Source organism: Nocardioides sp. NPDC006273 (genome assembly GCF_040613495.1).
GTDB lineage: Bacteria > Actinomycetota > Actinomycetes > Propionibacteriales > Nocardioidaceae > Nocardioides.
This window is the reverse complement of record NZ_JBEXSD010000011.1, coordinates 30,998-56,457: the sequence shown is the minus strand read 5'-3', so window position 1 is coordinate 56,457 and position 25,460 is coordinate 30,998. Positions and strand designations below refer to the sequence as shown.

Here is a 25,460-nt window from a genome sequence, read left to right as displayed (position 1 = left end):
CTAGAGCTCCTTCAGCGGGGTCGGGACCGCGGCGTTGGGCCTCGGGGTCGAAGCGTCGTCGCAGTGGACGTGGCCGGCGTCGAAGCCCTGGGCATGGACGTCGGCGTCGGCGAGAGGAGCACCGTCGTACGCCTTGCGTCCGTCACGCATGACGACGGCACGGTCGACCAGCGACGCCAGCGGTCCGAGCTCGTGGGCGACCAGCACGATCGTGGCGCCGTCTTCCTTGAGGCGCCCGAGCGCGCGGGCCAGCGCCTGCTGGTTGGGCAGGTCGACGCCGGCGGTGGGCTCGTCGAGCAGCAGCAGCTCGGGGCGCCCGGCGAGCGCCCGCGCGATCAGCACGCGTTGGTGCTGGCCGCCGGAGAGCTGGGCGACCCCGCGGTGGGCGTACGCCCCCATCCCGACCACCTCGAGCGCCGCTCGGATCGCGGCCCGGTCGGCGCTGCGCAGCGGGCGCAGCAGCTTGCGGTGGGTGAGCCGCCCCGAGGCGACCACCTCCCACACCGAGGCGGGCACACCGCCGGTGGCGGTGCTTCGCTGGGGTACGTAGCCGACCCGCGACCAGTCGTGGAAGCTGGACAGCGTGCGACCGAACAGCTCCAGGCGTCCGGCCGAGAGCGGGTTGAGGCCGACCAGGGTGCGTACGAGCGTCGACTTCCCGGAGCCGTTGGCACCCATGAGCGCGACGAACTCACCGCGTCTGACCGTCAAGTCCACCTCGCGCAGGACAGGGCGTCCGGACAGGGCGACGTCCCCGTGCAGGAGCTGCACGGGGACATCGGCGGGAACGGTGCTCCCGGATTTGCTCACTGACAACCGTTGGCCGCCTTCAGGGCGTCGAGGTTCTGGCGCATGAGGGAAAGGTAGTCCTCTCCCTCGGTGTCCTTCGAGAGACCCTCGATCGGGTCGAGCACTGCGGTCTTCAGCCCGAGGTCGCTGGCGAGGGTGTCGGCGAGCGCGGTGCTGACCAGACGCTCGGAGAAGATCGTGGTCACGCCGTGCTCCTTGGCGTGCTCGCCGATCTCGGCGAGCTGAGCCGGGTTGGGCTCGGCGTCGGGGGTCAGGCCGGCGATCGACTCGAACTCCAGGCCGTACTTGTCCAGGTAGGCGAAGGCGTCGTGGGAGACCACGACCTCCTTGATCTTGCACTGCGCCAGGCCGGTCTTGAACTCCTCGTCGACCTCGGTCAGGTCGTCGGTGAGGGACTTGGCGTTGGCGGCGTAGGTCTCGGCGTTGTCCGGGTCGGCCTTGCTGAGAGCGTCGCGTACGCCCTCGGCGTACTCGGCCATCAGCGCGGGGTCATGCCAGAAGTGGGGGTCGATCTCGCCGTGGTCGTGCTCCTCCTCGGCGTGAGCCTCCTCCTCTTCGGCGTGGCTCTCTTCCTCGGCGTGAGCCTCGTCCTCGGCGGCGTGCTCGTCTGCGTGGCCCTCGTCGGCCTTGCGGAGCTCGACGACCTTCTCGACATCGACGACATCAGCCTTGACGTCCTGCTCGACCGCGGCATCGACGGCGGGCTGGAAGCCGTGCTCGGTGAGGATCACGTCGGCACTCTGCAGCGCCGCGGTCTGGTTGATGCTGAGCTCGAGGTCGTGCGGCTCGACGCCCGGCTTGGTGAGGCCGGTGACCTCGGCGAGGTCGCCTGCGACCCGCTCCGCGACGAACTCCAGCGGGTAGAACGCGGCTGCGATCTGGACCTTCTCCGAGTCGGATCCGGAGGCGGAGGACCCGGAGTCGTCGGAGAGGGCGGCGCAGCCGGAGGTGAGCAGGAGCGCGCCGGCAGCGAGGGCGCCGGCAGAGCGGATAGTGGGGGCCATGAGAACCATTCTCAGTTAAGTTGAGAATGGTTGTCAATTCCTTTCGGGATGCCGAACAGCAGGGGTACGCCGGTCACCCGGGGCAGATCGACGCGGTTGCACCGCTCGGCGAGTCCCGGATCGCCCGGCCAGGAGCCGATGATCAGCCCGTCGGGCTCGTACCCGCGGGCGCGCAGCGCGGCCACGGTCAGCTCGGTGTGGTTGAGGGTTCCCAGGCCGGCCGCGGTGACCACGACGAACGAGGTGGTCGTGCCGTCGGCGAGGAGCGCGTCGGCCAGGTCGAGGAGCGTTCCGCCATCGGTGTCCAGACGCACCAGCAGGCCTCCTGCGCCCTCGACCAAGACGAGATCGTTGTCGCCGGTGAGGGCCGAGATCAGCGGTGCGTACGCAGCCACCGGCGGGATCTCCACCCCCGCCCGCCGGGCCGCGGTGTCCGGCGCGAGCGGCTCCTCGAGTCGGGTCAGCTCGTGCACCTCGACTCCGGTCAGTCGCTCGATCTCGGCGGCGTCGCAGTCACCGTCGGCGGTGCCGGTCTGGACCGGCTTCACGACCGCCACCCTCTCGCCGTTGGTGCGCGCCCGCGAGGCCAGGGTCGCCGTCGCGACGGTCTTGCCCACTCCGGTGCTGGTGCCGGTGACGATCACCACCCGGCCGCTCATGCCGCGCCTCGGGATGCAGACCGAGTTACCTCGGTGGCGGTGCACTTCTTTCGTGGAGTTCCGCGAAGGAAGTGCGCGCTGACCGAGTTACCTCGGTGAACATTCAGCGGCCCGCTCACCGGACCTCGCCCACGGTCACGTCGATGGCCTTGGTCGCCCGCTCCCAGTCCTCGTCGGTGACGCCAGCGCCGGCGGTGACCCGCAGCCGGGAGATCCCGTCGGGGACCGACGGTGGGCGGAAACAGCCGACACGTACGCCCTCGGCGAGCAGGCTCGCCTGGGCCGCGACCGCCGCCTCGGGGGACGGCATCGGCACCGACAGCACCGCGCCGGCGGGGGCCGGGACGCCCAGGGTCTGGGCCAGCCCGGTGACGCGAGCGCGGATGGTGGCGGAGAGGTCCAGGCGCGATCGCGCGATCCGCGCCGCTGCCAGCGCGGCGGCGGCGGCGGCCGGTGCCAGCCCGGTGTCGAAGATGAACGGGCGAGCGGTGTTGACCAGATGGTCGAGGACGGCCCGCGGTCCGAGCACCGCCCCGCCCTGGCTGCCCAGGCTCTTGGAGAGGGTGGCGGTGACCAGCACGTCGGGCCGCCCGGCGAGGCCGCGTCGGTGCACGAGCCCCGGCCCGTGCACGCCGACACCGTGGGCCTCGTCGACGACGAGCAGCGCGCCGTGCTCCGCACACACCTCGGCCAGCTCCGTCAGCGGCGCCTCGTCGCCCAGGACGGAGTAGACCGACTCGGCCAGCACGAGCGTGCGTACGCCGGGCCGTGCCACGAGCGCGGCCCGGACCGCGTCCACGTCGTTGTGAGGCACGACCGTCAGCTGGGCCCGGGAGAGCCGCACAGCGTCGATCAGCGAGGCGTGGATGTGTGCGTCGGAGACGACGTGGGCGGTCCGGTCCGCCAGCGCGCCGACGATCGAGAGGTTGGCGTGGTAGCCGGTCGAGAACGTCAGCGCCCCCGGCTGGCCGAGCCAGTCGGCGAGCTCGTCCTCCAGGTCGCCGTGGAGCGTCAGAGTGCCCGTGACCAGCCGGGACGCACCAGCACCGCCGCCCCAGAGCATTGCCGCCTCCGCCGCGGCGCGGCGTACGTCCGGGTGTCCTGACAGGCCGAGGTAGTCGTTCCCGGCCAGGTCGATGACACGGTCGTCGGGTCCGCGCGGCCGCAACCGCCGGGTCAGCCCGGCTTCTTCCCGTGCCGTAGCCGCCTCGGCGATCCAGTCATCCCACATCAGAGTTCACCTTGCCCGTGCGCTGGTCGAGCCGGATTCGTGAGGAACGAGCGAATCCGTGTCGAGACCAACACAGTCCCCTCGAGCGACACGAACCCTGTTGGTCTCGACAGGCCTCCGCCCAGCGGCTCCGGCGGCTCGACCGGCGGGTGGGTCGGGGTCATCAGGCCACCTCCGTGGCTGCGCCGACGGCGCGGCAGATGCGGGCGAGGTCTTCCTCGCCGGTGACGTAGGGCGGCATCGTGTAGATCAGGTCGCGGAACGGCCGGATCCAGACGCCTTCGCGCAGCGCGGCGTCGGTGGCCTTCGCGCCGTCGACCGGATGGTCGAGCTGGACGACGCCGACGGCGCCGAGGACACGGACGGCGGCGACACCGGGCGCGCCGGCGAGAGGGGAGAGGCCGGCGGTCAGGGCGGAGGAGACCCGGCGTACGTCCTGCTCCCAGCCGCGTGCGGCCAGCAGGTCGAGCGAGGCCAGTGCCACCGCGCAGGCCAGCGGGTTGCCCATGAAGGTCGGCCCGTGCATGAGTACGCCCGACTCGCTCCGGGAGATCGCGTGCGCCACCTCGGTGGTGGTCAGCACGGCGGCCAGGGTCAGGTAGCCGCCGGTGAGCGCCTTGCCGAGGCAGAGGATGTCGGGGGTGACCACCGAGGACACGAAGAGGTCGCCGGTGCGGCCGAGTCCCGTGGCGATCTCGTCGAAGATCAGCACCAGCCCGTGCTCGTCGGCGATCTCGCGCAGCACGACCAGGCAGCGGTCGTCGTAGACCCACATCCCGCCCGCGCCCTGGAGCCGCGGCTCGACGATGATCCCGGCCAGCTCGTCGGTGCGCTCGGCCGCCAGGCGGCGTACACCTTCGGCCCAGCCCTCCACGTCGCCACCCGGCGCCGGCGGGCGCTCGGCGAAGACCTGCGGGGCGAGGACCTCGGCGAACATCGAGTGCATCCCGCCGACCGGGTCGCACACGCTCATGCACCCGAACGTGTCGCCGTGGTAGCCGCCACGCAGGGTCAGCAGCCGCGTACGCTCCGGCCTGCCCCGGCCCCGCTGGGTCTGCAGCGCCATCTTGATCGCGACCTCGACGCTCACCGACCCCGAGTCGGCCAGGAAGACATGCTGCAGGGGGTCGGGAGTGATCGAGACGAGCCGCTCGGCCAGGTCGACCGCGGGGGCGTGGGTCAGTCCGCCGAACATCACGTGCGCCATCCGTCCGGCCTGGTCGGCGAGGGCCGCGTCCAGCTCGGGCACCCGGTAGCCGTGGATCGCCGACCACCACGAAGACATCGCGTCGACGACCGACGTCCCGGTGGTCGAGCCTGTCGAGACCCGATCGTCGAGGTGGAGGCGTACGCCCTCGGCGCCGGTGACGAGACGCACCGGCGCCGGGTCGGTCATCGAGGTGTAGGGGTGCCAGAGGTGCTCGCGGTCGAAGGCGAGGAGAGCCGCGTCCCGGGCTGGATCCGGATCAGGCGTTGGCAGCGACATCGGTCCCCGCTCCACGGCGCCGGATCACCGGACCGTCCTGCTCGTCCTGGTCGCGGTGGTCGCCACAGGCGTCGCCGCAGCCGTCGCCACAGCTGCTGCCGCAGCCGCTCGCCACGCGGCCGGCGGCCCTGGCGCGATGCTCCTCGATCAGCTCGTCGAACGCGCTCGCGTCCATCCCGAGGATGATGAAGCCGTTGTCGCGCAGCATCTCCAGATCGGCCAGTGCGTCCTGCCCCTCGGAGGTCAGGTAGTCGCCGAGGAAGATCGAGTTGGCGACCTGGAGGGCGGTGGCCTGCAGCGAGCGCAGGTGCATCTCGCGCCCGGCCGCGATCCGGATCTCCTTGTCGGGGCAGACGAACCGCGCCATCGTCAGGATCTTCACGCACCGGGTGGGGGAGAGCTCCCAGGTGTTCTCGTACGGAGTGCCGTCGAACGGCATCAGGAAGTTCACCGGGATCGAGTCGGCGTCGAGCTCCTTGAGCGCGAAGAGCGCCTCGACGAGCTGCTCGTCGCTCTCGCCCAGCCCCGCGATCAGGCCCGAGCACGGCGAGAGACCGGCCTCCTTGGCCTTGCCGATCGTGTCGATGCGGTCGTCGTAGGTGTGGGTCTGGACGATGTTGTCGTGGTTGGACTCGGCGGTGTTGATGTTGTGGTTGTACGCATCCACCCCGGCCGCCTTGAGCCGGTCGGCCTGGCCGTCCTTGAGCAGGCCGAGACAGGCGCAGACCTCGACACCCTCGTGCTCTTCCTTCAGTGCGGAGGTCATCTCGACGACCTTGTCGATGTCGCGCTCGGAGGGCCCGCGGCCGGAGGAGACCATGCAGACCCGGGTGGCGCCGCCGCGCAGCCCGGCGCCGGCCTGCTCGAGGGTCTCGTCCTTGGTCAGCCAGGAGTACTTCAGGACTGGGGCCTGCGACCCGAGCGCCTGGCTGCAGTAGTTGCAGTTCTCCGGACACAGCCCCGACTTGAGGTTGACCAGGTAGTTCACCTTCACGGTGTTGCCGAAGTGCTCACGCCGGAGCCGTCCCGCCGCGGCGACCACGCTCATCAGCTGCTCGTCAGGCGTACGCAGCGCCGCCAGTGCGTCGTCCACGGTGGCGGCCCCGCCGGAGAGGATCCGGTCGGCTAGCTGGTCGAAGGATGTCGTCATGCGGGGCGTCTCCTCGGGGATAACAGAACTGAACGACGTTCAGGTGAACGGTGTTCAGGTTACCTCGTCGGCCGTGCTTGTCGAGACCCCTGCCGGACGACGGTCACCTAGGATCGACTCCGTGCGCATCGAGACGATCCCCGGACTGGTCCTGATCGAGCACGAGCTCGAGGTGCCGCTGGACCATCTCGGGGATGGGTCCGAGACGCTGACCGTCTTCGCCCGCGAGGTGCGCCGGCCGGGTGATGGCGACGACCGCGACGCGCTGCTCTTCCTGCAGGGCGGCCCGGGTGGGGAGAGCCCGCGCCCGATCGACCTGCCGACGGTGCCGGGCTGGCTGGACCGAGCCCTCCAGGACTATCGGGTGATCCTCCTCGACCAGCGCGGGACCGGCCGGTCGACGCCGCTCACCGCGATGGCCGGGATGAGTCCGCAGGAGCAGGCCGACCACCTGGCCCACTTCCGTGCCGACTCGATCGTCGAGGACGCCGAGCTCCTCCGCGTGTCCCTGGGAATCGAGCGGTGGTCGCTCCTGGGCCAGTCGTTCGGCGGCTTCTGCTCGCTGCGCTACCTCTCGACTCATCCCGAGTCGTTGCGTGAGGTGATGTTCACCGGGGGAGTGCCGCCGGTCGGCCTGCCCGTCGACGAGGTCTACGCCGCGACCTTCGCCCGCACGATCGAGCTCACCGAGCGCCACTACGCCCGCTTCCCCGGCGACCGCGACCGGATGCGGGCCTTGGTCGAGCGCTGTGACGCCGGCGAGATCCGGCTTCCGCACGGCGGCCTGCTCTCTTCGCGCCAGCTGCGGTCCATCGGCAGCCGCCTCGGGATGACGGGCGGCTCCGAGCAGATCCACTACCTCCTCGAGCGCGACCCGGCGGGCCTCGGCTTCGGTCACGAGGTCGCGTCGCTGCTGCCCTTCAGCGGCCACTCGCCCCTCTACGTACTCGTCCACGAGGCCTGCTACGCCGATGCCCAGGCCACCCGCTGGGCCTCCGCGCGCGTCCAGCCCGCGGCGTACGAAACGGACCCGACCCTCTTCACCGCCGAGCACCTCTTCCCGTGGCATGTGAGCGAGGACCCGCTCCTCGCGCCCTTCGCCGAGGCGGCGGACCTGCTCGCGGAGCGCGAGTGGCCGAGCCTCTACGACCCGTCGGCGCTGGCCTCGGTCGATGTCCCGTGCGCCGCCGCCGTCTACTACGACGACCCCTATGTGCTCCGCGAGCACTCCCTCGCCACGGCCGAGCTGGTCCCCACGCTGCGCCCGTGGATCACCAACGCTCACCTCCACAACGGCGTCCAGGTGGCACCCGAGGAGGTCCTGGACCGGCTCATCGGCATGGTCCGAGGGCGTCTCTAGACGGCCGATAACCGTTGGCGATCGACGGTGCCGGCGCGCGATGGTGGGCCCATGACGACCATCGCCAGCGCTCTGCCTCTGCTCGGTCTACGGGTCAACGCCGGTCCGCTCGAGCTGCGCGGGATCACCGACGAGCTGTTGGGGCCGCTGGCCGACATCGCCGTGGCCGGCATCCATGACAGCGGCTCGATGCCGTTCTTCGTCCCGTGGTCGATCGCCCCGGCAGAGGTGCTGCCGCGGCAGTTCGCCCAGTATCACTGGAGCCAGCGCGCCGCCTTCAGCCCTGCTGGCTGGTCGCTCGACCTCGCGGTCTTCTGGGAAGGCGAGCTCGTCGGCGTGCAGGGGATGTCGACCAAGGACTACCTGGTGACCCGCACCGGCGAGACCGGTTCCTGGCTCGGGCGCAGCCATCAGGGCAAGGGCATCGGCACCGCCATGCGGCAGGTCTTCTGCGCCTTTGCGTTCGACCACCTCGACGCCACCCAGATCACCTCCGGCGCCTTCACCGACAACCCCGCCTCGCTCGGCGTGAGCCGGAAGGTGGGCTACCGGGAGAATGGCCTCCGTCGTGTCGAGCGCCGACCCGGCGAGCTCGCCGTCGTCCAGGGTCTCCAGCTCGCGCCGGAGGACTTGGTCCGCTTTGCCCATCCGCTCGAGGTCGAAGGCCTCGAACCGTTCCGGGTGCTGGTCGGACTGGAACGGTCCCGGTCCCCGCTTGCTGCAGCCCGGGCATGATAGGCGCGTGGCTCTTCCCGCGATCGCCGTCCGTGCAGCTTCCTTCGTCCTCACCGCGGTGCTCGTCTGGCTCGCCTACCCGGTGCTCGCCGCTCTCGTCTACGTCGGCCTCCTGATCGCCTCCGCGGCCAGCGGCCAGCGAATGGGCGGGCCGTTCGCGGGCCCGTTCCTCGTCCTGCTCGGCGCCGTCGCCGGGGCACTCTGCGTGGCCATCGCCGCGCCCGCCGCGCTCGCAGCGCGGGCCATCGGTGGACGCAAGGGAGTCCTGGCCGGCGCAGCGGTGCTGGTGTTCCTCACTGCAGGAGCCACCTGGCTGGCATGGCTCCTCTTCGACCTGTCCGGGAACCCTGCGATCGCCGCGGCGGTCCTGGTGGCCGCCGCTACCCCGGCGCCGCTCCTCCTTGCGCTCTCCGACGCCGTCGCCGGGTCGGTGGCCCGTCTGCGCCGTCGGCCACGGCCGGTTGCTGTCGAACCCTGAGTCGACCTGCGAGAGTCTGGTTACTGTGAGCATCGAGGTAGTGGCGTACGACCCGTCGTGGCAAGTCTTGTTCAACAAGGTTGCCGCGGTGCTGAGCGGCGCGCTGGCTGATGGCCCGGCTGCGAGCGTCGAGCATGTCGGCTCGACCTCGGTCCCTGGGCTGGCCGCGAAGCCCATCCTCGATATCGATGTGATCGTCGCGCCGCAGGACGTGCCGGCCGCGGTCGCGGCACTCGAGCGCATCGGCTACCGCCACCGCGGTGACCTTGGTGTGGCCGGCCGCGAGGCCTTCCACGCGCCCGATGACGATCCGAGACGTCACGTCTACGTCTGCGCCGCGGACACGATCAACGTACGCAACCACCTCGCCGTCCGCGACGTCCTGCGCGAGCGCCACGACCTCAGAGACGAGTACGCCGCGGTGAAGCTGGAGCTGGCGGCCGACCCCGGCATGGACATGGACACCTACATCGCCCGCAAGTCCGACGTCCTCCAGAAGGTCCTCGCCGCCTCTGACCTGACTGCCGACGAGCGCCGCCAGATCCTCTCCCTCAACGACCCCACCCGCTGAGCGGCGTGGCGCCCTAGGCTCGGGCCCGTGACCGCAGAGACGATCGAGTCCCACCTGCTGCCCAAGCATGTCGGCATGGTGATGGACGGCAACCGCCGCTGGGCTAAGAAGGCAGGCTTCTCGAACCCGGGCCTCGGTCACGACGTCGGCGCCGACCACGTCGCGGATCTCCTGGGATGGTGCACGCACTGGGGGATTGACCACCTCACCTCCTACGTTCTCTCCGCCGACAACATCCGGAAACGACCGAAGTCGCAGGTCGACCACCTCTTCGGCATCCTGGCCGAGAAGCTCCCGCAGACAGTCGTACGCAGCAATCGCTGGGCGCTCCACGTCTCCGGCGATCTCTCGCTGCTGCCCGATGACGCCGCCGAGGCGTTGCGCGAGGCCGAGCGGGAGACCGCCGACCGCCCGGCGCACCTCACGATGGCGATCGGCTACGACCCGCACGGCGACATCGTCGAAGGCATCCGCCGCGCCATCGCCGCAGGTGTCATCGAGCTCGACGAGGAGGCCATCACCGCGGCGCTGCCCGGCGGGCCGATCAAGGAGATCGACCTCGTCATCCGCACCAGCGGCGAGCAGCGCCTCTCCGGCTTCTTCCCCTGGCAGACCGCAAAGGCCGAGATCGTCGTCAGCGAGAAGCTCTGGCCCGACTTCACCGAGGCCGACTTCGCCGAAGCGCTCAGGTTCTACGCGAGGCAACGAACGAGCAATCTCAACGCCTGATCCGCGTGCGCGAGTCCGGTGCAACAACTGTGCATGTGCATCGAAGTGGCGCGCCAGATCCGTTTCCGGGACGTCAGAACTCCGCATATGCCTGGTTCTGGCACGGTCGCTATCTGATGACATGGGGCGATCGGCATCCGACACAGAAGTTGGTCGACCACGGCCCGTTCCGGGCAGGAGACCAAGACCTTCTCCGAGGGTGAGCAGCGCCGCGACCACGAGCGCGCCGAGCGCGAAACAGCCAAGTCTGCCCGCGGGTCCGCCAAGGCCGTCGCCCTGACTTGGTCGTGTAGGCCATCGAGGAGTGGTTGCAGCCCCGGCCAGGGGTAACGACCAGGAAGGCGCTCGAGTCGACCCCAATATCGGGGACGCCACCAGCGGTTCCGTAGCCCGCCACGAGGGCGTCGGGAGATCCTCCACATGGACCTCGTCGAGGCGGCTCAATCCGCCGCACTGATCCTCGGCCTTCCAGAGATCCCCACGATCCACCCGAGACCGGCTCAGTCCAACCGCGACGGCCGTCCCTGTTTGCCCGCCCGGTCTCGGGTCACCTCAGCTCTGTTTGCCATCACAGGCACGGACCACGACGCATTGAAAGTAGTACCAACCCATGAGTAACTCCTACCCGCCTCCTCCGGCCGCTCCGGGCGTCACGCCCCTCGATGAGGCGGTCCACAAGGCCGCCACCGATGGTTGGACGGTGGTCAACCGCGACTCCCACAACGCCGTCCTCAACAAGGGCGGCAAGGTCCGCCACGTGATGCACGGCATCATCTCCCTCCTCACCTGTGGCGGATGGCTATGGGGCTGGGCCATCGTCGCCATCCTCGGCGCCAAGCAGATGATGACGCTGTCGATGGACGCGAACGGCCATGTCACCCAGCAGGGCCCGAAGTCCCGTACGCCCTACCTCGCCGGGGTGGCCGGACTCTTCGTCGTTCTCGCCATCCTTGGTGCCACGCTGCCTGGCGGTGACGACACCACTGCCACTGACAGCGGTGACTCGGCCGCAGCCCCGAGCGAGAAAGCCGCAGCGCCCGCCAAGGACGAGAAGAAGACCGAGCCGAAGGCGAAGCCGAAGCCGCTGGTGGTCAGCGCCTCCGATCTGATCAAGGAGTTCGAGGCCAGCGAGTTCACCGCCGACAAGAAGTACAAGGGCAAGACCATCAAGATCACCGGCGCCGTGGTCCGCTCGATCGACGCGCAGATCTTCAACGACAAGAAGTACGACGTCTCCATGGACGGCGGCGGGGACTTCGAGATCCTGGGCATCCACTGCCGAGGTGTCGCGAACAAGTACCTCGAGACCCTGGAGCCCGGCCAAGACGTCACCTTTGTCGGCGAGTTCGATGACGGCGGTGATCTCGGTGTCGAGATGAAGTCCTGCGACTACTGACGACCGCTGCCAAAGGCATGGAGGACATCAGCCGCCCCCGAGATCGACTTCTCCGTCCACTGCTGTGAGACCAACCAAGCGCAGGCATGGACAACGGGAACCGCTGAACATCGAGTCCTGACGGCCCCAGCCCTGATCGGCCGAGGCGTCTCAGAACAAGATGCACGGCGCTGGTGGACTCGCGGAGGTGGGTCCCCGGCGCCGTGCTCCTTCCGTCCCGCGGGCCTTCTGGGCACAACCGTGCAGATCCACGAAAGTGGTGCGCTGGATCCGCTGCCGGGACGTCAGAACTCCACATGTGCGCGTCTCTGGGTCGGTCGAGCTGGTCGAGGTCGATGGTCACGATCACCGTGGTCGCATCCCCGCCGTGGATCGGCAGCCGGGCAGGGTCGAGGGCCTCGAGCATCTGGCAGAACGCCCGCCCGAGGCGTCGGGCGTAGGGCAGGTACTCACCGGGCATGTGGCGACGTGACCCGCGCTGGCCCGATCGGTTCGCTGGGATCGTCAAGCAGGCCCGTGCAGCCAAGGGACTTGGCCCGGTGGCGTTGTGACCGCCGCGCAGCAATAGGTTGTCGGTCGTGCTGCGCGCGATCGTCTTCGACCTCGATGACACCTTGGTGGACCAGGCAGGAGCAGCACGGAGAGCGGTGGTCGGGTGGGCGGCGGAGCACGGGATCACCGGGGCTGATGTCGCGGACCGGTGGGATGCGGTCTCGGACAGGCACTACCGCCGCTACCAGAGCCGGGCGATCGGCTTCCAGGAGCAACGGCGGGCACGGGCGACGGAGTTCCTCGGGGTCGACGCGACCGATGCGGAGGCGGATGCGTTGTTCGCCGGATATCTGACGAGGTACGAGACACAGTGGGCCGCCTTCGATGACGCCGTCCCGACGCTGCGCAGGGTGCGCGCCGCTGGTCTTCGAACGATCGTTCTCACCAACGGAGACGATGACCACCAGCGCCTGAAGATCGACCTGACCGGCCTCGCTGCCGAAGTCGATCTGCTGGTCTCCACATCGACACTCCCCGCGAGCAAACCCGACCCGCGGGTCTACCGGCTCACCTGCGAGCGTGTCGGCATCGCGCCAGGCGAGGCGCTGATGGTCGGCAACAGCCTCGCCCACGACGTACTCGGTCCGCTCGAGGCCGGCCTCGCCGCCGTCCTTCTCGATCGGCATGGTGCCCACCCCGGAGCAGCCGTACGCCGCATCAGCACGCTCCACGACCTGCACTGGTAGCGACGGATGCAGAGGTCACGGCCTCAGCGCGTGCGCAGCCATCCTTGGCCAGGCCCGAGGACGGGACGGAGACGAGGGTCGAGGTCGGACGCGCTCAGAGGTCGAGACTGATCGGCGGAGATCGCGCCCGCAACCCCGTTTCGGCCCGTCGACGGTCACCCGTCGAGATCATCGAGCTTCAAGCCCATCGGTGACTGCTGAGGGATCTCCTCGGAGGCGACGACGGCCTTGGCCAGCGGCAGTAGCAGGGAGATGAGCTCATCGACCTCGGCCGGCGCCAGGGTCGCGTACGCGGACGCAGCAAGCGCGTCAGTCCTCGACTCGATCTGTGACTTGGTCTCCAGCCCGGCATCGGTGAGCGAGCGGCCGTCGCCGGTGACGAGCCCGCGGGAGCGCAACGAGTCCACGAGGGAGGTCCATTCGCTCTCGTGGATGTTGCGGGAGGTGGCGTAGACCGACGGGGAGGCGCCGATGGCGAGCGCATGGAACACGTGCGACTCACGGCCACCGATGCCGGCGGTGAGCAGCGCGGCCACGTGGCCGTCGCCGCGGTGCTCGCGAAGCAGGGTGGCCGCGTCCCAGAGAGCGGTCAGCGGGTCCTCGGCGACCGGCAGCGAGCGGAGCGCGGCGTAGAGGGCGCGTCCCTCCAGCGGAGCGGCGAGAGCCGCCCGGGAGGCGAGGCCGGCAGCCCGGGCGACCTCGTCGGAGTCGGCGAGCGGGCCGAGCTGACGGCGCAGGGCCGCGACGGCTCCGGTCTGCCGGGCGGCATGCGCGACCTCGGGCGGCGCGAAGCCCCACGCGTCGGGCAGCGCCCGAGAGACGTGGGAGAACGCGAAGTTGTAGAACACGGCGTGCACGACCTCGGCCGGAACGGCCCCCAGCGGCGCGGAGCGAGCAGCGAAGTAGCCCATCCAGTAGCCGCGGTAGCCGGCCTCCTTGAGCAGCGTGACCGGTTCGGGCGAGAAGTACCCCACCGCATGGATCGGCTCGAGCAGTTTCCACAGACGACGCGCGTTCGGCTCCATGCCGAGTGACGCTATCGGCACTCGCCCGATCCGCGGAGCGATTTCGGCCCGGCGAATTGGCCCAGCGGGCGGCGTACATATCAAGATGACACCGCGGATAGGATTTCCGCAGATCCCCTAGCACCGAGGCCCGGCAGCCGGCCGGGGCTCGCAACGAGCAGAGAGCATTCATCGTGGCAAAGCCGCCAGCATCGACCCTTGACCTCGTCGTCTCCCTCGCCAAGCGGCGCGGATTCGTCTTCCCCAGCGGCGAGATCTACGGCGGCACCCGGAGTGCCTGGGACTACGGCCCCCTCGGTGTCGAGCTCAAGGAGAACATCAAGCGTCAGTGGTGGAAGGCGATGGTCCAGCAGCGCGACGACGTCGTCGGCCTCGACTCGAGCATCATCCTGCCGCGCCAGACCTGGGTCGCCTCCGGCCACGTCGAGACCTTCAACGACCCGCTGGTCGAGTGCCAGTCCTGCCACAAGCGCTACCGCTTCGACCACCTCCAGGAGGAGTACGCGGAGAAGAAGGGCATCGACGACCCTGACTCCGTCGACATCAACGAGGTCGTCGCCTGCCCCAACTGTGGCACCCGCGGCGCCTGGACCGAGCCGCGCGAGTTCTCCGGCATGCTGAAGACCCACCTCGGCGTCCTCGAGGACGAGAGCGGCCTCCACTACCTGCGTCCGGAGACCGCGCAGGGCATCTTCGTCAACTTCGCCAACGTGGTCACCAGCACCCGCCAGAAGCCTCCCTTCGGCATCGCCCAGACCGGCAAGAGCTTCCGCAACGAGATCACGCCGGGCAACTTCATCTTCCGCACCCGTGAGTTCGAGCAGATGGAGATGGAGTTCTTCGTCAAGCCGGGCGAGGACGAGGAGTGGCACCAGTACTGGATCGACGAGCGCATGCGGTGGTACACCGACCTCGGCATCAACCCCGACAACCTGCGCCTCTACGAGCACGCCCAGGAGAAGCTGAGCCACTACTCCAAGCGCACCGTCGACATCGAGTACCGCTTCGGCTTCACCGGTAGCGAGTGGGGCGAGCTCGAGGGTGTCGCCAACCGCACCGACTTCGACCTCGGCACCCACATGAAGCACTCCGGCCAGGACCTGCAGTACTTCGACCAGGCCAACAACGAGCGCTACCTGCCGTACGTCATCGAGCCCGCGGCCGGTCTGACCCGTGCGCTGATGACCTTCCTCGTCGATGCGTACGCCGAGGAGGAGGCCCCCAACGCCAAGGGCGGTGTCGACAAGCGGGTCGTGCTCCGTCTCGACCACCGGATCGCGCCGGTCAAGATCGCCGTGCTCCCGCTCAGCCGCAACGAGGCGCTCTCGCCGAAGGCGAAGGCCCTCTCCGCCGAGCTGCGCGCCAACTGGGCCGTCGACTTCGACGACTCCCAGTCGATCGGCAAGCGCTACCGCCGCCAGGACGAGATCGGTACGCCGTACTGCGTCACCGTCGACTTCGACACTCTCGAGGACAACGCGGTCACCATCCGCGAGCGCGACACCATGAAGCAGGAGCGCATCCCGCTCGAGGGCGTCAGCCGCTACTTCGCCGAGCGCCTGATCGGGGCCTGATCGCGGCCTGACCCACCCCGAGGGCCAGCGCGGGCCAGCCACCGTTACCGCGTCGTAGGCTCCCATGGGACATCCTGTCGCACGATCTGAAACAGATGTACGGCAGGATGTCCCCATGCAACGAGCGGGGTCTCTACGTGTCGCATCCGTCGCGGGTGTGGTCATGGCCATGTCACTGATGGGGTGCAGCGGCACCGCGCCGAGGACGAACGCGCCCAAGGCGTCCGAGAGCGCCTCGGCGTCGGATTCTGCCTCGCCGTCGGCCTCGGCCGAGCCCACCGCCGGCGCGCTCACCGAGCCCGGCGCCGACCGCAGGCTCGGCGAGACCGCGACGGTGGAGTGGACGCCCAAGGAGGGCGTCGACGGCAAGATCTCGATCACCGTCGACAAGCTCGAGTCGACCTCCTACAAGCAGACCTTCTCGGGCTGGAAGCTCGATGAGGCGACGCTCGCGCGTGCCCCCTACTTCGTACGCGCGACCATCGAGAACGACGGCGACACCGACCTCGGTGGCTACGACGCTCCACTGTGGGGTCTCGACGACGAGGGCAACCTGGTCGAGGCCGCCGCGTTCAAGGAGCCGTTCAAGCCCTGCGCCGTCAAGACGCTCCCCAAGCCGTTCGCGCCCGGCGCCAGCGTCGACGCCTGTCTGGTCATGCTCGTCCCAGACCAGGGCAAACTCATCGGCGTGAGCTTCCGGCCCTACGAGGAGTTCGACCCGATCACCTGGCAGGGCGACCTGACGCCGTACGCGGCGCCCAAGCCCTCTGGCTCGCCATCCCGTTCCGCGACTCCCTGATCTCGACACACGGTCACGGCCTCGCAAGCTCGCCCGTGCGCTCGCTCGATCTCGTCTCCGTCTCGCCCCCGCTCGTTCCTCACGGTGACGAGGTCGCTTGAGATTTCGTACGACATGCCGCGAACCGGACAATGGAAGGCATGTCCCTCCCCGGCCCCCTGAAGCTCGGCAGCCTGACCGTCGACACCCCTGTGGTGCTCGCGCCGATGGCCGGCGTCACCAACGCCGCCTTCCGGCGCCTGTGCGCCGAGCAGGGCGCGGGTCTCTACGTCTGCGAGATGATCACCTCCCGCGGCCTGGTGGAGGGCGACCAGCACACCAAGGACATGCTCGTCTTCGACGAGGCCGAGACCGTACGCAGCGTGCAGCTCTACGGCACCGACCCGGTCTACGTCGGCAAGGCGACCGAGATCCTCTGCGGCGACTACGGGGTGGCGCACGTCGACCTCAACTTCGGTTGCCCGGTGCCGAAGGTGACGCGCAAGGGCGGCGGGGGAGCGCTGCCCTACAAGCGCGGTCTGCTCGGTGAGATCCTGGAGCACGCCGTACGCGCGGCAGCGCCCTACGACGTACCGGTGACGATGAAGACCCGCAAGGGCATCGACGACGCTCACCTGACTTACATGGACGCCGGCCGGATCGCCCAGGAGAGCGGTGCGGCCGCGATCGCGCTGCACGGACGCACGGTGGCCCAGGCCTACTCCGGCACCGCCGACTGGGACGCCATCGCCGAGCTCGCCGCCTCGGTCGACATCCCGGTGCTCGGCAACGGGGACATCTGGGAGGCTGCCGACGCGATCCGGATGGTCGAGGAGACCGGCGTGGACGGCGTCGTCATCGGCCGCGGCTGCCTCGGACGCCCCTGGCTCTTCCGCGACCTGGTGGCCGCATTCGCCGGTGAGAAGGTCAACGTGCTGCCGAATCTGGGCGAGGTGAGCGACATCATGCGGCGCCATGCCGAGCTGCTCTGCGAGCACATGGGCGAGGAGCGCGGCTGCAAGGAGATCCGCAAGCACATCGCGTGGTATCTCAAGGGCTTCGGTGCCGGTGGCGAGCTGCGCCGCACCCTCGGTCTGGTGAACAGCCTCGCCGACCTCGACGAGATGCTCGCCAGGCTCGACCGCAGCGAGCCTTTCCCCTCGTCGCAGCTGGGTGCGCCCCGCGGGCGCCAGGGTGCGCCGCGCGACAAGGTCGTCCTTCCGGAGGGGTGGCTGGACGACGCCGACGGCCGTGGTTGTGGGTTCGCGGAGAACGTCTCGGAGACCTCCGGCGGCTGAGGCGCAGGCCCGTTCGGGGCGGCCGGAAAGGTCGTCCGGCGGCGTTGGAGTCAGTCGATCGACAGATACAAAACAACGCAAAAACTCGGTAAGGGAATTGGAATACCCCTCGACGTGTGTGCTGTACTCATTGCCGCGCCCGGGCCCGAAGGCAGCACAGTCCGACGAGTTTCACCCGCTGAAACCGTGGGAGGTGCTCGGACGCAGACCCTGTAGTCGAGCAAAGGATCTACGTGTGGCCGGCAGCCATAGAGGCGACACTCGGGCCGTCCGTAAGACCAAGTCGATAGTTGTCAGCGCAGGGGTCGCAGTTCTCGCGACCGGCGCCGCAGTCGGTGCCGGAGCCGCGTTCGCGGAGCCGACCTCGTCCTTGGTCGCCAAGAGCGCAGGCGCATCCTTGGCCTCGCCCAAGGCCAACGTCCCGAGCACCCGTGACGACGCGCGCGTCGCCGGGGACCGGCGGGAGACCGTCGTCAGCCGTGACGGAGGCAACCGCGAGTCCGTCTCCTCAGTCGAGGCGCTGACCAAGGGTCCCGAGCAGGTCGAGACCGGCACGGTCAAGGCGCTCAAGCGCTGGACCGAGGAGACGCTCAACCTCTGGTCGGCCTACGGCAAGCACGCCGCCCAGAAGGGCGAGATCGAGGCCGGTGAGGTGGTCTACGCCACCGGCCGCACCGAGTCCGGCCGCGACGAGATCATCTACGACGGTGAGGTCGCCTGGGTGACCACCGGCAACCTCAGCGACGAGAAGCCCGAGACCACCGGCGTTGCCGCTGGCGTCAGTGCCGCTGCGTGCGGCGACTCCTCGGTCGAGAGCGGCCTGGTCTCCGACGCCGTCACGGTCTACCGCGCGGTCTGCAACGCCTTCCCGGAGGTCGCCTCGATGACCGTAGGCGGCTGGGACGCCCACGGTGAGCACACCTCGGGCAGGGCGCTCGACTTCATGACCGGTGACAAGGCGCTCGGCGACGCGATCGCCGCCTATCTGCAGAAGCACGCCGCGGCGCTCAACCTCTACGACATCATCTGGTATCAGCGGATCTGGACACCGGTGCGTGCCTCGGAGGGCTGGCGCTACATGGAGGATCGCGGGTCCGCCACCGCCAACCACTACGACCACGTCCACGTCTCCACGAACTGATTCGTCGGTCTCGACAGCGTTCGGCCCGGCCTCGAAAGAGCCCGGGCCGAGTCGGCAGGATTGGCAGCTCAGAGGACCGCGCCTCGTGGCGCCACCTCCACCGCAGCGACCCCGCGTGCGTACAACAGCAGCAGCCGGTCGCCGTGTTGGCAGCGGAGGACGCCCGAGTCGCTCGCCAGGATGAGGGTGGCGCGGTCGATCGCCTCGGCCTCGCTCGCGGCCTCTGGGTCGTCGTAGGTGACGTCCATGCGGTCGCCGCTGACGAGTCGGACGCGAAGGACGATGCCGGCCCTGGTCACAGGCCGACCTCTCGTGACGAGAACTCGGACAGGAGAGTGGGGCTGTGTGACGTCGGCATGATGTCCGCTCTCGACCGGCTCGAGCGGCGTCCGGTTGGAGGCCTCGTCTCCGGTCAGTCACCCCAAATCTACTGCGAAACAGCAAGCCTCGCCGTCAGACCAGCGCCTTCAGAGCCGTCGGGGTGCGGCCGCCGACCCGCTCGACGACGTCGGTGACCGTGGCGAGCTTCCCGAGCCGGGTCGCGGTGCCGAACGAGGTGAGCAGCGGGGCCAGGAAGTCCGGGACCCCGGCGGAGAGCAGGCCGGCGGTGTAGGCCTCGTCGTCGACCTGGACGACCTCGACCGGCTTGCCGGACTGCTGCCCGGCGAGCTCGGCCAGGTCGGCCGCGGTGTAGGCCCGCGGTCCGGTCACGTCGTACGACTTGCCCTCGTGTCCCTCGCCGGTCAGCACCCCGACGGCGACCGCGGCGCAGTCGGCGCGGGTGACGTAGGCAGCGCCGCCGTCGCCGACATTGGTGACCAGCTGCCCGCTCGAGGCGGCCTGGGCGACGGAGTCGACCTGCATGTCGGCGTAGAGGTTGTTGCGCAGCATGGTCCAGGCCAGCCCGCTCTCGCGCAGCGCTTCCTCGGTGGCCGCGTGGTCGGCGACGACGCCGGCAGGGTTGTCCGCGGTCGGCTCGGAGACAGAGGTGTAGGCCATGTGGCGCACGCCCGCCTTGACGGCCGCCTCGATCGCGGCGATGTGGCCCTCGACGCGGGTGCCGACGACGTCGGTCGAGATCAGCAGCACGCGCTCGACGCCGGCGAAGGCGTCGACCAGCTCGTTGGACTTGTCGAAGTCGGCCGCGCGGACGTCGGCACCGCGCTCGGCGTAGTCGGCGAGCTTGGCCGGGTCGCGGGTGAGGAGCACGACCTCGGCGGAGTCGACGGTGTCGAGGAGCTGGTCGGCGACGAGGCGGCCGAGCTGGCCGGAGGCACCGGTGATGGCGATGGTCATGGAGGTGTTCCTATCGATGAGCGGATTTTGTAGTCACAGTGATGACAGTTCTTCAAATGTAGCCATAGCGATGGCAATAAGGCAAGATGGGGGGTATGGCCACTCCGACGAACACCCGTTTCGCGGTGGCCGTCCACGTCCTGACCTACCTCGCCTCCTGCGCGGCCGTCGGACGGACGAGACCGGTCAGCTCCGACGAGCTGGCGGGGAGCACGGCCGTGAACCCCGTCCATGTGCGCAAGGTGCTCGGGCCGCTGCGTACGGCCGGTCTGGTTCGATCCCGCCCGGGTGCCCACGGGGGATGGGAGCTGGCGGCCGACCCCAAGACGGTGAACCTCGCGCAGGTGTGGCAGGTGCTGCAGGGCGACGACCCGGTCCTCGGCATCCACGGACCCAATCCCGCCTGTCCGGTCGGTGCCGGCGTCCAAGGGGCACTGGTCGACCTCGACCGCCGCGTCGCCAAGGCCGTCCTGGCCGAGCTCGAGGGCATCACGCTCAACGACGTACTCGACGACTCCGGCTTCGATCCTGCCGCCCACACGCAGTTCCTCTGCTGAGTCAGGGATAGCCTCTCGGACTGTGGAGCTATACGGAGCCGCGGACCGCGAGCGAATCGTCGCCGAGCCGCCCAAGCGGGTGGCGGCACCGGAGCGCACCCAGTTCGAGCGCGACCGCGCGCGCCTGGTGCACGCCGCGTCGACCCGGCGGCTCGCCGCGAAGACCCAGGTCGTGGGGCCGCAGGCCGACGACTTCGTACGCAACCGGCTGACCCACTCGCTCGAGGTCGCGCAGGTCGCCCGGGACCTGTCGCGGGCTCTGAACGGGCCGGACTCGCCGCAGCCCGACATCGCCGAGACCGCGGCCCTCGCGCACGATCTGGGACACCCGCCGTTCGGGCACAACGGCGAGAACGTGCTCGCCGAGCAGGCGTTGGGGATCGGCGGGTTCGAGGGCAACGCGCAGACGCTACGGATCCTGACCCGGCTGGAGGCGAAGACCTTCGACGCCGCCGGCCGCTCGGTCGGGCTCAACCTGACCCGGGCGACGCTGGACGCCTGCACGAAGTACCCGTGGGGCTTCGGTGAGCGGAGGGGTTCGAAGTTCGGGGTCTACGAGGACGACCTGCCGGTCTTCACCTGGCTGCGCGCCGCAGATGCCGGACAGCGGCAGTGCGTCGAGGCGCAGATCATGGACCTCTCCGACGACGTCGCGTATTCCGTCCACGACGTCGAGGACGGCATCGTCGCCGGCAAGGTCGACCTCGCCCGCCTTGACCTCGACGGCGTCGCCGCGACCGTCGCCGACTGGTACGTCCCGGGCTTCGACCGCGCTGTCGCGGTCTCGACCATCGCCGATCTGGATGCCGCCGGCTGTTGGATCCCCGAGGGTGCCGTGTACGACGCATCTCGCCGGTCCCGAGCGATGCTCAAGAACCTGACCTCCGACGTCATCGGCCGGTTCTGTGGGGCGGTGCGGGAGGCGACGTACGCAGCCGGCAGCGGTCCCTACGTCCGCTACGGCGCCGACCTGGTGGTGCCGGAGCAGACCCGCCTGGAGATCGCGCTGCTGAAGGGGATCGCGGCGCACTATGTGATGCGCACCGACGAGCGGGCCGTGAAGATGGACCGCCAGCGCAACGTGCTCGGCGAGCTCCTCGAGCACCTGGTCTCCACCGGGCCGGACGATCTCGACCGGCAGTTCGCCGACGACTGGCACGCCGCGGCCGACGACGCCGCCCGGCTCCGCGTCGTGATCGACCAAGTCGCCTCGCTCACCGACATCACCGCGCTGGCCTGGCACGAGCGGCTCTGCGCCGACTGATCCCCCACCGACGTACCTGACGCTTCGGCCGACCTAGCTGACTTCTCGGCCATTGCGGCACGACATTTAAGTGCTACCTTAAATGACGTGACCGATGTCTGGTATGCCGTCTCCGACTCCACCCGTCGCCAGGTCCTGGCCCGGGTCGCCGCCGGAGCGTGCTCGGTGGGCGAGATCGCCGATGCACTGCCGGTGAGCATGGCCGCGGTGTCCCAGCACCTCAAGATCCTCCGCGAGGCCGGCCTGGTGTCGATGACCCCCGCCGGCCGCCGACGGATCTATCAGGCCAGGCTCGAGGGCCTGGCTGAGCTGCGCGCCGAGCTGGACACCTACTGGACCCAGGCGTTGCATTCGTTCAAGCAGGTGGCTGAGGCCAGCTACCTGGAGGAGAGGGAGCAGCCATGAGCATCACCCGCGAACCCACGTCCGTAGACCTCGAGATCATCGTCGAGGTCCCGGTCGAGCACGCCTTCAAGGTGTTCACCGAAGACTTCGACCGGATCAAGCCGCGTGAGCACAACCTGCTTCCCGTGAAGGTCGCCGAGACGGTCCTGGAGCCTCGGGTCGGCGGCCGCGTCTACGACCGCGGAGTCGACGGCAGCACCTGTCAGTGGGCGCGCGTCCTAGCCGTCGACCCGCCCTACCGGCTGGTGATCTCCTGGGACATCACCCCCGACTTCCGCCTCGAGCCCGACCCGGCCCGGTGCAGCGAGGTCGAGGTCACCTTCACCGCGGTTGGAGACGAACAGACCCGCGTACGCCTGGAGCACCGCCACCTCGACCGGCACGGTGCCGGATGGCAGGGGTGGCGTGACAGCGCCGCCGGCGACCGCGCCTGGGGCCTCTACCTGGAGCGCTTCCGGGAGCTTGCCGAGGCGTGATGGCGGCGAGCCGCACCGCGCTCGCCACGGCCGAGCGCCGCGACCTCGCCGACTTCCTCGAGACGCTGACGCCGGAGCAGTGGGACCGACCCTCGCTGTGTCGTGGGTGGACGGTGCGCGACGTGGTCGCGCACATGCTGAGCTACGAGGAGGTCGGGCTCCGCGAGTTCGCCGGCTCCTTCCTGCGAGCCGGGTTCCGGTTCGGTGAGCTGAACGCTCGTCGGCTCGAGCAGCTCGGTGCGCAGACTTCGGGCGACGTGGTCGCCGACGTCGGCTGGTCCCACGGGAACGGTGCCGAGGTCACCGGCCCGGGAGAGGCGCTGCTGATGGCGATCTCAGGACGCGCCGACGCGCTGCCCGAGCTCGAGGGCCCGGGGCTGGTGACCCTCGAGAGCCGGGTGCGGCGTACGAGCTAAGGGACGACCACCCAGAGAGCCCCGGCGATCGCGAAGACCGAGAGACCGAGGGTGGTCTCCAGGACCGTCCAGGTCTTGAGGGTCGTGATCACGTCCATCCCGAAGAAGCGGCTGACCAGCCAGAACCCGGAGTCGTTGACGTGGGAGAGGACCGTCGCGCCCGCCGCGATGGCGAAGACGAGCAGGGAGATGTCGAAGCTGCTCAGGCCGGCCGCTGCGACCTGGGCGGAGATCAGGCCGGCGGTGGTGGTCAGTGCGACCGTCGCGGAGCCCTGGGCGACCCGCAGCAGGGTCGCGATCAGGAAGGCCTGCACGATGAGCGACATCCCGAGGTCGGAGAGCGAGGTGGACAGCGCCTCGCCGATGCCGCTGGTGCGCAGCACGCCGCCGAACATCCCGCCGGCGCCGGTGATCAGGATGATCGCGCAGATCGGGCCGAGCGCCTGGTCGACGATCTCGGTCGCCCGGCCCATGGGGAACCGTCCGGGGGAGAGCACGAGGAGGGCGAGGAGAACGGTGATCAGCAGCGCGATCGGGGTCTGGCCGATGAGCACCAGCGCGCTGGCCCAGGTGGCGTCCTCGCTGACCGTCCCGGCTGCCCTCAGCGTGGTGATGACCGTGTTGAGGCCGATCAGGATCATGGGCAGCGCGAGGAGAAGGATGACGGTCGCGAACGGCGGGGGAGTGGTCTCCTCTGCCGGGGTCTCCTCGGAGTCCTTCATCGCGAAGACGTTGAGGGGTGACGGGCTGAACCGGGCACCCAGCCGGGTGCCGGCGAGGTAGCCGCCAGGGATCCAGGCCAGGATGGCGACGGGTACGCCGACCAGGAGGGTCAGGCCGATGTCGCCGCCGAGCTCGGTGGCCGCGGCGACCGGGCCCGGGTGAGGCGGGACAACTGCGTGCATCACCGCGAAGCTGGCGGCCGTGGGCAGAGCGTAGATGAGGATCGAGCCGCCGAAGCGGCGCGCGACAGCGAAGATGATCGGCAGGAAGACGACCAGGCCGGCGTCGAAGAAGATCGGGAACCCGAAGATCAGCGCGGCCACGCCGAGCGCCAGCGGTGCACGTTTCTCGCCGAACGCGCCGATGAGCGTGTCGGCCAGCACTTGCGCCCCACCGGTCACCTCCAGCAGGCGCCCCAGCATCACGCCGAACGCCACCAGGAGTGCCACGGAGCCGAGTGTCGAGCTGAATCCGGTCAGCATCGCGGTCGGCACGTCGGCGACCGGGATGCCGGCCACGACCGCGGTCACCGCGCTGACCAGCACCAGAGCGATGAAGGCGTGCAGCTTGACCTTGGCGATCAGGACGAGAAGGACGGCGACCGCGGCTGCGGCGATCAGAAGCATCACCCATGTGGGGTATGCGGGTGTCAGCGGTTCCATAACGGATACCTTAATCGGCGGATGTGACCGATGGCACCCCTGGGCGGGTATGTTCTCCGCGTGTGAGCGATCCCCTCGTCTGGCTGCCCTTCGACCCGTCCGAGCTGGGCGAGGTGCCCGCGGGCCTCCGCTTCGAGCTCTTCGACCACACCCGCTTCGCGAATGCTGAGGTGGAGGTGCCGGACTCGGTCGGCGAGGTGGCCTTCTACCTGCCGCCCTACATGCTCGGCTCGCGCATCTTCGACGTCGTCGACCAGATGACCTCGCTCCAGGTCGTGCAGCTGCTCACCGCGGGCGTCGACGCCGCCCGCGGGCACATCCCCGAGGGGGTGACGCTGTGCAACGGCCGCGGCATCCACGACACCTCGACCGCCGAGCTCGCCCTCACGCTGATCCTGTCGTCGCTGCGGGGCATCCCTGGCCACGTACGTCATCAGGACGAGCATGCGTGGCGACCGGGCTGGTTTCCGTCGCTGGCCGACAAGCGCGTCCTGATCGTGGGCTACGGCGCGATCGGCCAGGCCATCGAGGCTCGGCTGCTTCCGTTCGAGACCGAGGTGGTCAAGGTGGCCCGGACCGCTCGGGAGGACGTCCACGGCTTCGACGAGCTCGCCGCGCTGGTGCCCGAGGCCGACGTGATCGTGCTGGTCACGCCGCTGACCGACGAGACCCGTGGTCTGGTCGACCGCGAGTTCCTCGGCCGGATGAAGGACGGCGCACTGCTGGTCAACGTCGCCCGCGGCGGGGTGGTCGTCACCTCCGACCTGGTCGCCGAGCTGGCCACCGAGCGGATCCACGCGGCCATCGACGTCGCCGAGAGCGAGCCGCTCCCGGCGCAGAGCCCGCTGTGGAGCTCACCCAACCTGCTCATCACCCCGCACGTCGGCGGCGCGTCGAGCGCGATGTGGCCGCGCGCCTACCGGGTCGTCCGCGAGCAGCTCGAGCGCTTCGCCGCCGGCGAGCCGCTGGCGAACGTGATGTCGGGTGACTACTGACCG

27 protein-coding genes are annotated in these 25,460 nt (G+C 69.6%); 17 read left to right on the top strand and 10 right to left on the bottom strand.

Annotated elements, in window-relative coordinates:
• From ABZZ22_RS07200 to bioB, 6 genes are all read right to left on the bottom strand, one after another.
• Complete coding sequence (locus ABZZ22_RS07200; protein ID WP_354928522.1) at nt 1-810, bottom strand: metal ABC transporter ATP-binding protein; 810 nt, start codon at nt 808-810, stop codon at nt 1-3.
• Entirely contained in the window at nt 807-1,814 is a 1,008-nt protein-coding gene (locus tag ABZZ22_RS07195; protein WP_354928519.1) for a metal ABC transporter substrate-binding protein, read from the bottom strand. The genes ABZZ22_RS07200 and ABZZ22_RS07195 overlap by 4 nt, the downstream gene beginning before the upstream one ends.
• Nucleotides 1,815-1,825: 11 nt before the next feature.
• Entirely contained in the window at nt 1,826-2,473 is a 648-nt protein-coding gene (gene bioD / locus ABZZ22_RS07190) for a dethiobiotin synthase (protein WP_354928516.1), read from the bottom strand.
• Between the two features lie 115 nt (nt 2,474-2,588).
• Complete coding sequence (locus ABZZ22_RS07185) at nt 2,589-3,704, bottom strand: 8-amino-7-oxononanoate synthase (RefSeq protein WP_354928513.1); 1,116 nt, start codon at nt 3,702-3,704, stop codon at nt 2,589-2,591.
• A 163-nt stretch (nt 3,705-3,867) separates the two neighbouring features.
• The gene (locus ABZZ22_RS07180) at nt 3,868-5,190 is read right to left on the bottom strand and encodes an adenosylmethionine--8-amino-7-oxononanoate transaminase (protein ID WP_354928510.1); all 1,323 of its coding nucleotides are present in this window, start codon (nt 5,188-5,190) and stop codon (nt 3,868-3,870) included.
• Nucleotides 5,171-6,340: a biotin synthase BioB gene (bioB, locus tag ABZZ22_RS07175; RefSeq protein ID WP_354928507.1), complete on the bottom strand. Its 1,170-nt coding sequence runs from the start codon at nt 6,338-6,340 to the stop codon at nt 5,171-5,173. The genes ABZZ22_RS07180 and bioB overlap by 20 nt, the downstream gene beginning before the upstream one ends.
• 121 nt (nt 6,341-6,461) lie before the next feature.
• On the opposite strand from bioB, the gene ABZZ22_RS07170 reads away from it, so the two are divergent.
• From ABZZ22_RS07170 to ABZZ22_RS07140, 7 genes are all read left to right on the top strand, one after another.
• Nucleotides 6,462-7,700: an alpha/beta fold hydrolase gene (locus tag ABZZ22_RS07170; protein ID WP_354928504.1), complete on the top strand. Its 1,239-nt coding sequence runs from the start codon at nt 6,462-6,464 to the stop codon at nt 7,698-7,700.
• A 51-nt stretch (nt 7,701-7,751) separates the two neighbouring features.
• The gene (locus ABZZ22_RS07165) at nt 7,752-8,435 is read left to right on the top strand and encodes a GNAT family protein (protein WP_354928501.1); all 684 of its coding nucleotides are present in this window, start codon (nt 7,752-7,754) and stop codon (nt 8,433-8,435) included.
• A 7-nt stretch (nt 8,436-8,442) separates the two neighbouring features.
• Nucleotides 8,443-8,913 (top strand): hypothetical protein, encoded by a 471-nt coding sequence (locus tag ABZZ22_RS07160; RefSeq protein ID WP_354928498.1) that lies wholly within the window; start codon nt 8,443-8,445, stop codon nt 8,911-8,913.
• Between the two features lie 25 nt (nt 8,914-8,938).
• Nucleotides 8,939-9,484, top strand: coding sequence for a GrpB family protein (locus ABZZ22_RS07155; protein WP_354928495.1), 546 nt, complete (start codon nt 8,939-8,941; stop codon nt 9,482-9,484).
• Between the two features lie 27 nt (nt 9,485-9,511).
• Complete coding sequence (gene uppS, locus ABZZ22_RS07150) at nt 9,512-10,213, top strand: polyprenyl diphosphate synthase (protein ID WP_354928492.1); 702 nt, start codon at nt 9,512-9,514, stop codon at nt 10,211-10,213.
• A gap of 610 nt (nt 10,214-10,823) precedes the next feature.
• Nucleotides 10,824-11,609: a hypothetical protein gene (locus tag ABZZ22_RS07145; RefSeq protein ID WP_354928489.1), complete on the top strand. Its 786-nt coding sequence runs from the start codon at nt 10,824-10,826 to the stop codon at nt 11,607-11,609.
• Nucleotides 11,610-12,187: 578 nt separating this feature from the next.
• Entirely contained in the window at nt 12,188-12,847 is a 660-nt protein-coding gene (locus ABZZ22_RS07140) for an HAD family hydrolase (RefSeq protein WP_354928487.1), read from the top strand.
• Nucleotides 12,848-13,002: 155 nt separating this feature from the next.
• Here ABZZ22_RS07140 and ABZZ22_RS07135 read toward each other — a convergent pair whose 3' ends face one another.
• A complete protein-coding gene (locus ABZZ22_RS07135) occupies nt 13,003-13,872 on the bottom strand; it encodes a hypothetical protein (RefSeq protein ID WP_354928484.1) in 870 nt (289 codons plus the stop codon).
• 173 nt (nt 13,873-14,045) lie between these two features.
• Here ABZZ22_RS07135 and ABZZ22_RS07130 point away from each other — a divergent pair, with 173 nt between their 5' ends.
• From ABZZ22_RS07130 to ABZZ22_RS07115, 4 genes are all read left to right on the top strand, one after another.
• The gene (locus tag ABZZ22_RS07130) at nt 14,046-15,446 is read left to right on the top strand and encodes a glycine--tRNA ligase (protein ID WP_354928481.1); all 1,401 of its coding nucleotides are present in this window, start codon (nt 14,046-14,048) and stop codon (nt 15,444-15,446) included.
• A 163-nt stretch (nt 15,447-15,609) separates the two neighbouring features.
• Nucleotides 15,610-16,245, top strand: a complete 636-nt coding sequence (locus ABZZ22_RS07125; RefSeq protein ID WP_354928478.1) for a hypothetical protein — start codon at nt 15,610-15,612, stop codon at nt 16,243-16,245.
• Between the two features lie 140 nt (nt 16,246-16,385).
• The gene (gene dusB, locus ABZZ22_RS07120; protein ID WP_354928475.1) at nt 16,386-17,522 is read left to right on the top strand and encodes a tRNA dihydrouridine synthase DusB; all 1,137 of its coding nucleotides are present in this window, start codon (nt 16,386-16,388) and stop codon (nt 17,520-17,522) included.
• A gap of 235 nt (nt 17,523-17,757) precedes the next feature.
• On the top strand, nt 17,758-18,663 hold the full coding sequence (locus tag ABZZ22_RS07115) for a mucin-2 protein (RefSeq protein ID WP_354928472.1): 906 nt from the start codon (nt 17,758-17,760) through the stop codon (nt 18,661-18,663).
• A gap of 68 nt (nt 18,664-18,731) precedes the next feature.
• Here the strand turns inward: ABZZ22_RS07115 and ABZZ22_RS07110 are convergent, their stop codons facing one another.
• Nucleotides 18,732-18,962, bottom strand: a complete 231-nt coding sequence (locus ABZZ22_RS07110) for a hypothetical protein (RefSeq protein WP_354928469.1) — start codon at nt 18,960-18,962, stop codon at nt 18,732-18,734.
• Between the two features lie 154 nt (nt 18,963-19,116).
• Nucleotides 19,117-19,959 (bottom strand): SDR family oxidoreductase, encoded by an 843-nt coding sequence (locus ABZZ22_RS07105; protein WP_354928466.1) that lies wholly within the window; start codon nt 19,957-19,959, stop codon nt 19,117-19,119.
• Nucleotides 19,960-20,054: 95 nt separating this feature from the next.
• On the opposite strand from ABZZ22_RS07105, the gene ABZZ22_RS07100 reads away from it, so the two are divergent.
• From ABZZ22_RS07100 to ABZZ22_RS07080, 5 genes are all read left to right on the top strand, one after another.
• A complete protein-coding gene (locus tag ABZZ22_RS07100; RefSeq protein ID WP_354928463.1) occupies nt 20,055-20,516 on the top strand; it encodes an Rrf2 family transcriptional regulator in 462 nt (153 codons plus the stop codon).
• Nucleotides 20,517-20,538: 22 nt separating this feature from the next.
• Entirely contained in the window at nt 20,539-21,780 is a 1,242-nt protein-coding gene (locus ABZZ22_RS07095) for a deoxyguanosinetriphosphate triphosphohydrolase (RefSeq protein ID WP_354928460.1), read from the top strand.
• An 87-nt stretch (nt 21,781-21,867) separates the two neighbouring features.
• The gene (locus ABZZ22_RS07090; RefSeq protein ID WP_354928457.1) at nt 21,868-22,185 is read left to right on the top strand and encodes a metalloregulator ArsR/SmtB family transcription factor; all 318 of its coding nucleotides are present in this window, start codon (nt 21,868-21,870) and stop codon (nt 22,183-22,185) included.
• Nucleotides 22,182-22,661, top strand: a complete 480-nt coding sequence (locus ABZZ22_RS07085) for an SRPBCC family protein (protein ID WP_354928454.1) — start codon at nt 22,182-22,184, stop codon at nt 22,659-22,661. The genes ABZZ22_RS07090 and ABZZ22_RS07085 overlap by 4 nt, the downstream gene beginning before the upstream one ends.
• Nucleotides 22,661-23,077: a maleylpyruvate isomerase family mycothiol-dependent enzyme gene (locus ABZZ22_RS07080; protein WP_354928451.1), complete on the top strand. Its 417-nt coding sequence runs from the start codon at nt 22,661-22,663 to the stop codon at nt 23,075-23,077. The genes ABZZ22_RS07085 and ABZZ22_RS07080 overlap by 1 nt, the downstream gene beginning before the upstream one ends.
• Here the strand turns inward: ABZZ22_RS07080 and ABZZ22_RS07075 are convergent.
• On the bottom strand, nt 23,074-24,426 hold the full coding sequence (locus tag ABZZ22_RS07075; RefSeq protein ID WP_354928672.1) for a GntP family permease: 1,353 nt from the start codon (nt 24,424-24,426) through the stop codon (nt 23,074-23,076). The genes ABZZ22_RS07080 and ABZZ22_RS07075 overlap by 4 nt on opposite strands.
• A gap of 98 nt (nt 24,427-24,524) precedes the next feature.
• On the opposite strand from ABZZ22_RS07075, the gene ABZZ22_RS07070 reads away from it, so the two are divergent.
• Nucleotides 24,525-25,457 carry a 2-hydroxyacid dehydrogenase gene (locus ABZZ22_RS07070; protein WP_354928448.1) on the top strand — a complete coding sequence of 311 codons (933 nt, stop codon included), beginning with the start codon at nt 24,525-24,527 and terminating at the stop codon, nt 25,455-25,457.
• Nucleotides 25,458-25,460: the final 3 nt, after the last annotated feature.